The sequence below is a fragment of the Streptomyces sp. NPDC031064 genome, assembly GCF_055570965.1.
Genome location: NZ_JBVIGF010000004.1, coordinates 15,066 through 27,547, shown reverse-complemented (window position 1 = coordinate 27,547; position 12,482 = coordinate 15,066). Strand labels below are relative to the sequence as shown.

Annotated in this window: 7 protein-coding genes, 2 tRNA genes and 1 riboswitch; of the genes, 8 read left to right on the top strand and 1 reads right to left on the bottom strand. The window is 71.8% G+C overall.

Annotation, left to right across the window (positions count from 1 at the left end; genetic code table 11):
• The first annotated feature begins 112 nt into the window (after window positions 1-112).
• The 8 genes from ACZ46W_RS15325 to ACZ46W_RS15290 all read left to right on the top strand — a co-directional run bounded on the left by ACZ46W_RS15325 (window position 113) and on the right by ACZ46W_RS15290 (window position 11,032).
• Window positions 113-3,205 carry an FG-GAP repeat domain-containing protein gene (locus ACZ46W_RS15325; RefSeq protein WP_468337111.1) on the top strand — a complete coding sequence of 1,031 codons (3,093 nt, stop codon included), beginning with the start codon at window positions 113-115 and terminating at the stop codon, window positions 3,203-3,205.
• Window positions 3,206-3,280: 75 nt separating this feature from the next.
• A complete protein-coding gene (locus ACZ46W_RS15320; protein WP_468337108.1) occupies window positions 3,281-5,452 on the top strand; it encodes an FG-GAP-like repeat-containing protein in 2,172 nt (723 codons plus the stop codon).
• A 110-nt stretch (window positions 5,453-5,562) separates the two neighbouring features.
• Window positions 5,563-5,635 (top strand) — tRNA-Lys (locus tag ACZ46W_RS15315).
• Between the two features lie 158 nt (window positions 5,636-5,793).
• Window positions 5,794-7,461 (top strand): restriction endonuclease fold toxin-2 domain-containing protein, encoded by a 1,668-nt coding sequence (locus ACZ46W_RS15310; protein WP_468337105.1) that lies wholly within the window; start codon window positions 5,794-5,796, stop codon window positions 7,459-7,461.
• Window positions 7,462-7,631: 170 nt separating this feature from the next.
• Entirely contained in the window at window positions 7,632-7,931 is a 300-nt protein-coding gene (locus ACZ46W_RS15305; protein WP_468337102.1) for a hypothetical protein, read from the top strand.
• Window positions 7,932-8,129: 198 nt separating this feature from the next.
• A tRNA-Met gene (locus ACZ46W_RS15300) sits at window positions 8,130-8,203 on the top strand.
• Between the two features lie 168 nt (window positions 8,204-8,371).
• Complete coding sequence (locus tag ACZ46W_RS15295) at window positions 8,372-9,514, top strand: PP2C family protein-serine/threonine phosphatase (RefSeq protein ID WP_468337099.1); 1,143 nt, start codon at window positions 8,372-8,374, stop codon at window positions 9,512-9,514.
• A gap of 266 nt (window positions 9,515-9,780) precedes the next feature.
• Window positions 9,781-9,914, top strand: a riboswitch (cyclic di-AMP (ydaO/yuaA leader).
• A gap of 11 nt (window positions 9,915-9,925) precedes the next feature.
• A complete protein-coding gene (locus ACZ46W_RS15290) occupies window positions 9,926-11,032 on the top strand; it encodes a M23 family metallopeptidase (RefSeq protein ID WP_468337095.1) in 1,107 nt (368 codons plus the stop codon).
• Window positions 11,033-11,101: 69 nt separating this feature from the next.
• Here ACZ46W_RS15290 and ACZ46W_RS15285 read toward each other — a convergent pair whose 3' ends face one another.
• A complete protein-coding gene (locus ACZ46W_RS15285) occupies window positions 11,102-12,427 on the bottom strand; it encodes a PrsW family intramembrane metalloprotease (RefSeq protein WP_468337092.1) in 1,326 nt (441 codons plus the stop codon).
• Between the last annotated feature and the right edge of the window lie 55 nt (window positions 12,428-12,482).

Below are 12,482 nucleotides of genomic sequence, written 5' to 3'. Positions count from 1 at the left end.
ACGATCCGGCTCACTCGCAGCGGGGGGCGCGTCCGGGGGGATCTTCGAGCCGGCGCACGGTGCCTTTGCACGACTCCCCGCGCACTCTGCACTTTTCCTGGGGAGGACCTGAGTGCCCCGTCGCGCTCTCATACGCCATTCCATCGCCGCCGTCGCGGCGGTGACGCTCATTTCCGGGGTCGGGCCGCTCGCCCCGGCCGCCGTCGCCGACGACGCGCCCGGCGCCGTCTTCGAGGCCACCCCGGCCGCCCACCCGAGGAGCGTGATCCCGCTCTCCGCCGGCCCGACCGGCTACCTGCGGTACGAGGAGGGCCGCGGCCACTTCTGGTCCACGTACTCCGGGACGACGCATCCCGTGTACAACGAGGCCGAGGGCCCGGAGGAGGGCGCCACGTACGGCGCCGGCTCCGATGTCATCGCCGCGCTGGGGACCGGCCCCACCAGCGCGGGGCGCGTCCGGCTGTTCGACCCCGTCGCGGGGACCAACCAGTACGTCGACCTGCCCTCCGGTCACCGGTACGTCGGTACGTACGGCTCCACGGTCGTGACGTACAGCCAGGCGAGCAGCACCGCCGAGCCCGAGTGGCACACGCACCGGCCGGCCGGCGGAGCGGTCGAGACCGCGAAGGTCACCGGCTGGCCGGAAGGCGCCGAACGGCCGTACAAGATCCAGTCGGCGGACGCCGGCGGAGTGGTCACGGCGTACCGCGAGGACGGCGTGACCCGACCGGTCTGGATCAGCGGGGGCCAGGTGAGGCAGCTCGCCCGCACCCCGGCCGCCGAGACCGCCGGCACCGTCCTCACCCCCGACCACGTCGTGGAGTGGACCAAGGACGGCAAGGTCGCGTTCTACGCCAAGGGTGAGGTGACGCCCGAGGGCGCTCTCGCGCAGGCCCGGACCGCGGACCTGCCGTACCGGGAGGGCGACAGGCTCCTCGGCGTCATCGGCGACCAGGCGTTCGTGGCCCGCCAGTCGGGGCTCGGCGGGACCGCCCCGTACCGCGTCGTGGCCGTGCCGCTGACCGGCGGGGCGGAGACCACCGTCCTGGCGTACGGACGCGCCCACGCGCAGCCCACCCCCGACGGCACGAAACTGCTGCTGGTCGGCGGGGACAGCGCCGACGCGCTGGGCGTCCAGCTCGTCGGCCTCACGGACTCGGCGCCCACGGTCACCGAGCTGACCGGCATCAGGCCCATGACGTCCATGCCGCGCTCCTTCAGCTTCGCCAACGGCACGCTGTACTCGCTGGAGCGGATGACGGACCTGAGCAACGCGTTCCGCACCCGGACCGTGTCGGTCACCGGCGCGCTGGCAGCCGGTGCCATGCAGGACCTCGGCCCGCTCGGCATGGACCTCACCGACTGCACGGACAGCACGGGGTGCCCGGAGATCACGGCCACGGGCGACGGCCGCCTGCTGCTGCGGCCGGACTCCAACCACGGCCGGTTCCCGCTGCTGTGGCAGCCCGGTGCCACCCAGGGCACCCCGGTGACCGCCGGCCTGACCCGGCTCGAGGCGGTGAACGCGTCCGGCCGCTACCTGGCCGCCACCGGCGAGCGCTCCGACGGCTCGTACACCGGACTGATCACGGTCGACCTCGACACCGGCAAGCAGCTCGCCTCCTTCCCCGGCGTCAACGCGTGGGACTCCGCGCTGTACGGGGACACCGTCTGGGCCGCCGGTGAGGTGGCCGGCACGGTGAAGGGCTACGACGCCAGGTCCGGTGCGGTGAAGCGGACCGTGAACCTGGGCAGTGGCTGCAAGGCCGAGTCCATCAAGGTGACCTCGCACTGGCTGAGATGGGACTGCGCGGGAGCCATCGCCCGGGGCGGTGTCTTCGACCTCGACAAGAACGTCAACCACACCTACACGGAGCCGGTCTCCGAGCTGGGCGACGGCTACGTCGTGTGGGGCAACGGCTCCGACGTCAAGGTGACCGACATCCGGGGCACCCAGCCCGTGGGCGTCGCCACCCACAAGGTCGCCGACGACGGCGAGCGGGAGTACAAGTACGCCGTTGACCCCGCGACCGGGCGGATCGCCCTCACCGCCACCACCGACGGCGACGTCCGGGTCGTGGACGCGGGCGTGCCCGCCTCCCCGATCGCCCGCATCGACGCCGAGGTCCCGGCCGCGCAGGACGTCAAGGGCGGCACCGCGCCCTGGAAGCCCCGCTGGTGGCTGTCCAAGCCCGCCGCCTCCTGGCAGCTCACCGTCAAGGACAGCTCCGGCACCGTGCGGCGCACCCTGACGGGCGGTGAGGCCCGGGGCGTGCTGGGCGCCGCCTGGGACGGCAAGGACGCGAATGGCGCGGCGGTCGCCGACGGCGCGTACACCTGGACGCTGACGGCGGCCCCGGCGGACGGGCAGGGCGCCGCCCTGACGCAGACCGGCACGGTCACGCTGTCCGGCGCCACCGTCGCCCCGGTCACCCCGCCGGCGCGGCGCGACCACAACGGCGACCGTGTCGGTGACCTCGTGTCGCTGAGCTCGACCGGCACCCTCGCGGTCCGGTACGGGACGGGCACGGGGACGCTGTCCGGCGCGGTGAGCGGCAGCGGCTGGTCCACCTCCGCGGTCGCGGTGCCCTTCGGGGACCTGAACGGCGACCGGTGCAACGACGTGCTGGTGCGGCTGGGCGGCGAGCTGCGCGCGTACCGGCCGGGTTGCGGCAAGGCGCTGACGACGTCCACCCCGTACACCTCGCTCGGCACGGCGTGGGCGCAGTTCAACGTCCTGACCTCGCCGGGCGACCTGACCGGTGACGGCCGGGTGGACCTGGTGGCGCGTCAGACGACCACGGGTGACCTCTACCTGTACGCGGACGACGGCGCCGGCAAGCTCAAGGCGCGCGGCCGGATCGCCACCAACTGGAAGGCGTACCGCGCCGTCGTCGGTGCCGGGGACCTCAACGGTGACGGCGCCGGAGACCTGCTCGCCGTGGACGGCGCCAACTCGCTGTGGCGGATGAACGGCACGGCGACGGGCACGCTGAAGGCGCGCGCCCTGGTGTTCGGCAACAACTGGGCGACCGGCCGCAACGCCTTCGTCGGCGTCGGCGACCTGAACAAGGACGGCAAGGCGGACCTCGTCTCCCGCAACGCCGCCGGTGACCTGCTGCGCAACAGCGGCAACGGCACCGGGTCGTTCGGCTCGACGGCGAAGATCGGGACCGGCTGGCAGGGGTACAAGGGCCTTTTCTGAGCCCGGGTACAACCGTCGTGCCATGCGGGTGGTCATAACCTCCACGAGGTCGAAGCGGCCACCAGGGGGCTGATCATGATCACCCGCACGGCACGGCGTACCGCACTCCCCATCGCGACGGCGCTCGCGGCCACGGCCGCAGCCCTCGCGCCCCCGGCCTCCGCCGCTCCGGCGGAGGCCGGGGCCGACGAGGCCGTCATCACGCTCGGCACCTGGCAGGGCGGCCCGGCCAGGGTCGAGGGGATCGCGCTGGGCGGCGGCAGGCTCACCGTGACCGGCTGGGCGGACCCGGAGGAGTGGCGGGGGCTGTACGAGTACGACCTGCCGGCCGTCGGGTCCGTCGAGCCCGGGCCCCGCCGGCTGGCCGACTCCGGCTTCTGGGTGCGGTGGCCGTGCGGGCCGCAGGCCGGGGAGCAGTGCGACGGGTTCGAGTCCCGGCTGTGGGCGCTCGGTGACGGCCGGGTCGGCTACAGCACCCCGCTCGGCGACCAGGAGGCGTCGGGCGGGCAGGTGCCGAAGAGCCATGCCGTGCTCGGCTGGTGGGAGGCGCCCGACCTGGTGGTGGGGGCGGCGGGCTCGTACCTCGTCGTCAACAACACCCGGCAGGGCAAGCAGCTCATCGGGTCCTTCGACGCCTCCGACCGCGACCCGCTGGGGGACGCCCAGGGCCTGGTCCACACCCGTTCGATCACGGCGTCCGCCGTGTGGGGCGACAAGCTGTGGAAGCCGGGTACCCGGCGCGGCACGGTCAACTCCTACGACCTCCGCACCAAGGCCAACTCGCCGGAGCTCACGCTCGGTTCCGACTGCCGGCCCGACGAGCTCCAGGCCGTGGGGCGCTGGCTGTACTGGCGCTGCACCGCCGAGGCGAAGGCGGGCGTGTGGGACCACACCGCACGCCGCAGCATCCCGGTGCCGGTTCTCCAGCGCGCCCAGCTCGCGGACGGCTTCCTCGTCCACCGCACCGCCGACGAGACGCGACTGCGCCTGGTCGACTTCCACCGGGGCGCCGGCCGGCCCGCCACCGAGCAGGTGATCGTGGAGCGGGAGCACGTGGGGGAGTGGACGGTCGACAAGTACGGCGGCCACCTCGCGTACACCGACGAACAGCGCCGCATCCACCTCAAGCGCGTGACCGTGCCGCGTTCCCCGCTGACCCTGCTCGACACGCGGACGGACCCCGCACTGCGGCTGGGGACGGACGAGGCCCGGTGGCGGGGGCACTGGCGCCTCAGCCGTCCCGCCGCCTCCTGGACGTTCATCCTGAAGGACGCGTACGGGCGGGTGGCGCGCGTCCTGTCGGGTACGGACCGGAGCCCCGAGCGGGACGGGGCGGCGCTCCGGATCAGGTGGGACGGGCGCACGGCCGACGGGCGCCCGGCGGTTAGCGGGCCGTACACCTGGAGCCTGACCGCCGACCCCGGCGACGGCACGGGGGCGCGGGCCCTCGGCTCCGGCTCGCTGCGGGTGACGGGCGGGCGGTCCGCCTTCCGGGACGCCAACGCGGACGGGCTCGGCGAGTACTACGCGATGACGACGGGCGGGCAACTGTCCGGCCACCGCATCGGCGCGAGCGGCTACTGGGCGAGCGGCCCGTGGAACCCGGCGACCCGGTTCATCCCGTTCGGTGACATCGACGGCGATGGCTGCGAGGACATGCTGCTGCGCACGGTGGACGGCAAGCTGTGGCGCACGGGCGGCCGCTGCACGGGCGTCCACTTCCCGCCCGGCCAAGGGGGCTCCGAGCACGTCCAGATCGGTACGGGCTGGAACAGCATGGACGCCTTCGCCGCCCCGGGCGACCTCAGCGGCGACGGCCGCCCCGACCTGCTGGCCCGCCACGCCACGACCGGCAACCTCCACCTCTACCGCTCGAACGCCCGCGCGGGGTTCGACCCGGGCGTCGTCATCGGCTCCGGCTGGAAGGGCCACCGCCTGATCGGCGCGGGCGACACCGACCGCGACGGCCACGGCGACCTGCTGGCCCGCGACCCGTCGGGCGAGCTGTGGCGCTACGGCGGCACGGGCACCGGCACGCTGAAGCCCCGGGCGCTGGTCTTCCGCGACTGGGGCGCCGGCCGCACCGACATCCTCGGCGTCGGCGACATCACCGGCGACGGCCTGCCCGACCTCCTCTCCCGCGACGCCAACGGCAAACTGCTCCGCAACAAGGGCGACGGCAAGGGGTCGTTCGGCGCCACGGTGACCATCGCCACCGGCTGGCAGCACTACCGCGCGCTCTTCTGACCCCCGCCCCCCGCCGACGGCCCGAGCCATGCCACCACGGCGCGCCCGTTCACCCGATACCCGATCGGATGCCGGGCGCCGTGGGGCTATGCTCAGGGGTGACTCGCCGAGGGCCGTTAGCTCAATTGGCAGAGCAGCGGACTTTTAATCCGTTGGTTGTGGGTTCGAGTCCCACACGGCCTACCGGGTCGTGAGCCCTTCCAGGGCTCTGACCAGCAGGTTGTGCCCCGGTCGCTTTCCCTGGCCGGGGCACAAGCGTGTCCGGACCCGTCTTGCGTGCGTGGCATGTGGGCGCGATCCCGCGCAGATCGAGCAGCAGGCATTGCTCTAGGTTGATCTTCATGTCTGCACGGGGAGGCGGCACGGTGAGTGGACTCGCGCCTGACGTGAAGGTCATCGCGGACGGAATGATCCGCAGTTCCATGGGTCTGGTCGAGTCGATGCGCGGCGCCCGTGACACGGCCATCGCCCTGGGCCACGAGCTGGCACAACAGCACGGCATGGCTGGAGATGACGATGCTGGCCGTGCCTTTGCCAAGGTGTACGTGTCGGCGGCGGCCGCCACCTTGGACAAGATCGGCTTCAGCTCGTACGTCCTGGGAGAGAGCAGCCGTGGCTTGATGCGTACGGCTCGGGAGTTCATGGCCGTGGAGAGCCGACAGGTCGCAGCTTTCCTGGGGAAGCAGGTCGATCTGACGGTTGGCATGGGAGACCCGGGTACCGACTGCACGGAGAACTATCTCGGCCTCGGGCAGGAGCTCCCCGAAGTGGTGGGTGAGACGGCCTGGTACGACCAGTACGCGCCGATGGGGAAGAGCGACCGGTTCCGTGGTTCACCGGAGAAGATCCGAGCTGTCGCCACGTCCTGGCGACATGCCGGTTCGCTCATGCAGCGCTTCCTTGAGGACGCTCAGGCGTACGCGGGGACCGCCGGCAAGGCGCACGCCGGAGAGGCCGCCGACGCTTTCCGGACGTACTTCAAGCATTGTGTCGGCCTCACTTGTCCACCTGCGAAGGCGCAAGCGGATGAACCCCTGGTGACCAATCTGGTCGCCGCCTGTATCCAGCTCGGCAAGGCGTGCGACCGGTATGCGGACCACGTGGAGGCGGCCAAGGAGAAGATCCTTTACCACCAGACGGATCCCTTCGAAGTCGACATGCCATGGGATCAGCCCATGTTCGGCGCCAACGGCTACGACGGTGGACTGCATGACGCGGTGCTGGGCGACCCTTGGATACGCGATTTGGGCGAGATCGCTCACGCGCTCGACTCGGCTGCCGCCAGGGTGAAGCTGCCCAGTCCTGAAGGCCCCGCGAGCCCCGGGGCGCCCTGGGTGCCGATTCTTCCCCCGCCGATCCGCGTGCCGATCCCCGTGCCGATCAGGCTCGCCGCGTATACGGGCCGGGCGCCGGCCCTCCTGCCCACAGTCAATCCCGTCGACCCCGGAATTGCCTTCGCCGACCCCATTCCCCCGGTCCCCGGCACGACACGTCTCCTCAACGTCGGCGAGCAACAGCAGTTCCGCAGTTGGATGAACTCTCTGAGGCCCGGCGGACTGGCAGGTGGTGGTGGCCCCAGCGATCCCGACAACGCGTATCAGTTGCGCATCGCCGGCTACCCGGAGCGTGAGGTGCCGCTGGTGGGGAAGAAGCGTGGGCTGATGGTGGACGGCATCCGACCTGCGGACGGCCATCTGGTCGAGGCAAAGCACGTCAGGGATCCCGACTGCAAGAAGAAGAGTTTCCGGTCCCTCGACCGCGTCGAAGACACCTTGGCCAAGCCGGTCAAGGTGAACGACAAGGGAAAGATCAGTTGGGACCCTGTCGTCGATGCCATGTACGCGGGCGACGAAAAGGAACTCGTCCGGTACAAGCAGGCCATGGCCAACCCGGCGAACAGTGAGATCCGGGGGCTGGAGATCGTCACGAACGGCAAGGACAACGCGGCCTACTGGCAGTCCATGATGGCCATGACGGGTACACCAGGCTCGACGCGATACGTGCCGTGAGACAGAGGATGACTGTGTCAGCTGAACGGAATATCCGTACCAACTTCGCCTTCTACCCTCCCCAGGATGCGGGGGGCGCTTGGCAGGCCGGCCTCGAATCCCTGGAGCGGGCACTTAGGCAGGCGTTCCCGGAACCCACCGTGGAATACAGGGTCTCGGGGATTCACCACATGACTGTTCTCGATTTCGAGGTCGAGCTTGCCCCCGACGTCTGGATCGACGGAACCGCCTCGTTGCCGGAAGCCGATTACGCTTACATCACCCTCACCGATGTGACGGTCGCCGAAGCCGCGGCCTTTGCCCGATGGCTCCGTGACTCATTCGTCCCGGCCCCGCACCTCATCCGCTTTGCCAGCAGTCTCGCCATGGCGAATGGAGAGCAGCTTCCTTGGCCCCTGCCGGCCGAGGGAGGCGAAGAAGAGATCGGAGCAGAACTGCGCAGCCACCTCGATTCCATCGAGGGATCTTAGGCGTGTGCCTCTTCCGGCAGGCGAGCAGCACGTCTCGAGCCCCACAGGGCTCCGACCGGTGAGTTCGTGCCCCGGTCACCTTCGCCGGCCGGGGCACAGCGCGTCAGGCACATGGGGCGGGCTGGACAGTCCCACACGGCCTACCAGGGATATTGGTTAGGGATCGTGCGCCGGATGGCGTAAGGTGGTGTTCACCGACGCGGGGTGGAGCAGCTCGGTAGCTCGCTGGGCTCATAACCCAGAGGTCGCAGGTTCAAATCCTGTCCCCGCTACTGATGACGAAGGCCCGGTGCATTGCGCACCGGGCCTTCGTCGTGTCCGCGTTCCGGACGTGTCGCTCGGTCGGTGGACGGCGGGTCGCCGTGCGGCGCGGCTCCGGGGAGCCCGGGTGGGGCGCGGTACCGTCCGCAGCCGTGGGCGGAGCGGGCAGGAGGCCAGTGGTGGGGCAGCGAGGCGGGGACGGTGGCGACGGGCGCGGGGGTGCCCGGCGGTTCGTCCGTGCGTTGCCGGCGCTGCTGATCGTGGGGGGCGTGGTGTACGACCTGTCGACTCCGCCGCGCTTCACCGCCGTGCCGCTGTTCGCCGCCGCCCCGCTGGTCGCGGCGCCGCTGTTCGCCGCCCGGACGACGCTGCTGTCGGGGCTGTGCGCGGTGCTGGCCGTGCTGTTCCTGCACCTGGGCAACGGCACCCTGGACGAGGTGCAGGCGCCGACCGAGATCCTCACCGTGGCGGTGGTCGCGGCGCTCGCGCTGCTGATCAACCGGGTGGTGCGGCGCAGTGGGGAGCAGCTCGCCTCGGCGCGGGTGATCGCCGAGACCGCGCAGCGGGCCGTGCTGCCGACGCCGGCCGAGCGGATCGGTGGGTTGCAGGTGGCGGCGCGGTACGAGGCGGCGCAGGCGGACGCGTTCATCGGGGGTGACCTCTTCGCCGTGCAGGACACGCCGTACGGGGTGCGGCTGGTGGTCGGGGACGTGCGGGGCAAGGGCATGGGGGCGGTCGAGGCGGTGGCGGTGGTCATCGGGGCGTTCCGGGAGGCGGCCGAGCAGGAGAGCTCGCTGGAGGGCGTGGCGCAGCGGTTGGAGCGGGCGCTGGCGCGGGAGGGGACGCGGCGCGACGGGCTGGACGCCTTCGAGGGGTTCACCACGGCGGTGCTGGCGGAGGTGCCGCGCGGGGAGGCCGTGGTGCGGGTGGTGGACCGGGGGCACCCGGAGCCGCTGATGCTGTACGCGGACGGGCGCACCGAGCTGCTGGAGCCGGCCGAGCCCGCGCTGCCGCTGGGCATGTCGGACCTGGGGACGTGGCCGGACCGGGCGTACGAGGTGCCGTATCCGGCGGGGGCGACGCTGCTGTTCTACACGGACGGGCTGTCCGAGGCCCGGGACGCGGACGGGGTCTTCTACGACCCGGTCGCGCGGCTGTCGGGGCGGCTCTTCCCGGGGCCCGACGCGATGCTGGACGCGCTCGTGAGCGACGTACGGCGGCATACGGGCGGCGGGGCGACGGACGACCTGGCGCTGCTGGCGGTCACCCGGCCGGCGGAGGGGCAGCCGGAGCGGCGCAGGACGATGCCGGTCGTGCCGTAGCGGCGTCCACCGCGTCACCGGCCGTCGGTACGGTGCGTAGCCGAAGCGTGTCACTCCGCATAACATTTGACGCACCGTCAGCATCACTATGGCCGGTGAATCTTTCTGATGTGCGGTCAAGTCGCCCCGTTGTGCCCGATTGTGGGCCGGTAAATCCCGGGGCCGTCCAGTTAATGATCAGTAGGAACGGCTTGGAATCCGGAGCCCGCGTCTATTAACGTTCGATAACGCAGCGCGGTCGTCCCAGCCGTCGCAAGAGACGGCACCGTGCGCGTGCGCCGAATCCCGTGAGGGAACCGGGGAACCACCTTTTGGGGTGAATCGGGCTGAACCAGGCCCGTAGGAGACCTTCCTGCTCCGAACCCGTCAGCTAACCCGGTAGGCGAGAAGGAAGGAAAGGAGTGCGCCTCCGTGGCGTCCAACAGGCCTGCCCCCGAAGCTCCGTACGGCTCGATCGCCTCGTTCAACACTTCGGGTGTCCCGGACGCCGCCCCCGTAAACGGGCAGTGGGAGGAATGGAACCCCACCGAGGAAACCGTCCGCCCCGTGCGCGGCCGGCACCGCATCGCCAAGCAGCGCGGCGGCCTCGCCCGTAGCTCCACCGTCCTCGGCGTCGGCGTGATCGCGGCGGTCGGCGCGGGTGGCATGGCCACCGCGCAGGACAAGCCCGCGGTCTCCATATCCCTGCCCGACGTCGTCACGGACAACCTGCCCGACGCCGACTCCCTGCCCGGCATCGGCTCCCTGATGTCCGACGAGACGGACTCCGCGGACTCCGGCGAGGCCGGCACCCCGGACAGCGGGCCGCTCACCGCCGCCTCCCTCACCGGCTCGGCCGACGCCACCGCGCAGCAGAGCGGCGGCGCCGACGCGGGCGAGGCCCTGCGCGCCCGCATCCTCCAGCAGGCCGAGCAGCAGCAGGCGTCCGCCGACGCGGAGGCGAAGGCCGCGGCCGAGGCGGCCGCCGCCGAACAGGCCGCCGCCGAGGCGAAGGCCCAGCAGACCGCCGCCCAGGAGCAGGCCGCCCAGCAGGCCGCCGAGGAGAAGGCGAAGGCCGAGGCCGAGGCCGCCGCCAAGGCGAAGGCCGCCGAGGAGGAGCGGCTGGCCAAGCTCGCCGGGAGCTGGTCCCTGCCGACCTCCTCGTACACCATCACCTCCACCTACGGCCAGGCCGGCAACATGTGGTCCTCCGGCTACCACACCGGCCTCGACCTGGCCGCGCCCACGGGCACGCCCGCCAAGGCCGTCCACGGCGGCACCATCAAGTCGGCCGGATGGTCCGGGTCGTACGGCTACCGCATCGTCCTGGAGCTGGAGGACGGCACCGAGGTCTGGTACTGCCACCTGTCGTCCATGACGGTCGGCGCCGGGCAGACGGTCGCCACCGGCGAGACCATCGGCCGCGTCGGCGCCACCGGCAACGTGACCGGGCCGCACCTGCACCTGGAGGTGCACACGCCGGGCGGCGACGGGATCGACCCGCTGGCGTGGCTGCGCGGCAAGGGCCTCACCGTCTGAGCCCCGGTTCCCTGAACCTCGCACTCCGGCAGCCCTGGCGGCACACCCCCCGACGCCAGGGCTGCCGGCCTAGTACCGGTACGGGTTGTAGCCGCCGTAGTTCAGATGCGGGGGCGGCGTCCACACCCGGCCGGTGGCCTGTGCCGCGTACGTCAGCGCGGGCCCGGCTATCTCCTTGCGCTGCCACAGGTGGTGCAGCAGCTCCTGCTCGCGCGCCATGAAGTCGTGGCCCACCACGCCCCGGCGGGCCCGGTGGCGAAGGAACGCCAGCGACGTCGCGAACGCCTCGTACTCGCCGACCGCGCGCGCCGCCGCCGGGCCGAAGCAGCGCGCCGCGTACCCACGGGCCAGACCCCGCGCCCGCATCGAGGACAGCGCCAGCGGCTCGGCCGGGGTGAGCCAGCCCGCCGCGGCGTACGCCGGGAGCTCGCCCGATATCGTGCGCAGCTCGCGCTGGCGCGACCAGATCGCCAGCCACGTCAGCAGCCCGAACGCGGGCACCATGAACGCCCCGTACACGGCGTAGAACCCCCACGGCCCGAGCGCCGCCGAGCCGTTCCACAGCGCGTGCATGCCCATCGCCAGGGCCAGCCCGAGCACCGGCAGCGCGATCCGGCGGACCTTCTTGCGGCGCGCGGTGATCGCGGCGATGCCGAAACCGATGCCGGTGAGCACGGTGAACAGCGGGTGCGCGAACGGCGACATCACGATCCGTACGAAGAAGGTCGCGGCCGTGACGGACGCGAGCCCCGACGTCCCGATCTGCTGGTCCTCCCCGAAGGCGTTGCCCAGATACAGGATGTTCTCGGTGAAGGCGAAGCCCGTCGCGGTGAACCCGGCGATGACGACGCCGTCCACGATCCCGGTGAAGTCCCGTCTGCGGAAGACGAAGATGAGCAGCACGGCGGCGGCCTTGGCGCTCTCCTCCACGATCGGCGCTATGACCGTCGCACCGAGGGTGTCCGCGGACGACGGGTCGGCGGTGGCGGTGGCTATCCAGCGGGTCGCGAAGGTGTTGGCGACGATCGCGACCAGCGCGGCGGCGCACGCGCCCCACGCGAAGGCGAACAGCAGGTTCTTCCACGGGCCCGGCTCGACCCGGTCCAGCCAGCGGAACGCGGCCATCAGCAGCGGGACCGGCAGCACGGCGAGGCCGAGCCCCACCAGGAAGCCCTGCGTGCCGGTCTGCTCCCGCACCAGCGCGAGGATCACCAGCCCGCACAGGGCGAGCACGATGACGACCGCGGAGGCCCGCACCGCCTTGCTGCGCCAGAAGGCGCGGCGGGGCTTGTAGCGCCAGCGGGCACGCTCCGGCACGGCGTCGAACGACGGCTGTGGTTCGTACGCCGGGACGGCCGGATACGGCGACTGGTGCTGCGCAGACGAGTAGGACACGTGATCGACCCTAACGACCGTCACTGACACTCCGCGACGGCATTGCTACGGACGC

Bases quoted from the DNA above. Each gene is read 5' to 3' on its own strand.
- ACZ46W_RS15320 (WP_468337108.1), top strand. From the start codon at position 3,281: ATGATCACCCGCACGGCACGGCGTACCGCACTCCCCATCGCGACGGCG.
- ACZ46W_RS15310 (WP_468337105.1), top strand. From the start codon at position 5,794: ATGTCTGCACGGGGAGGCGGCACGGTGAGTGGACTCGCGCCTGACGTG.
- ACZ46W_RS15305 (WP_468337102.1), top strand. From the start codon at position 7,632: ATGACTGTTCTCGATTTCGAGGTCGAGCTTGCCCCCGACGTCTGGATC.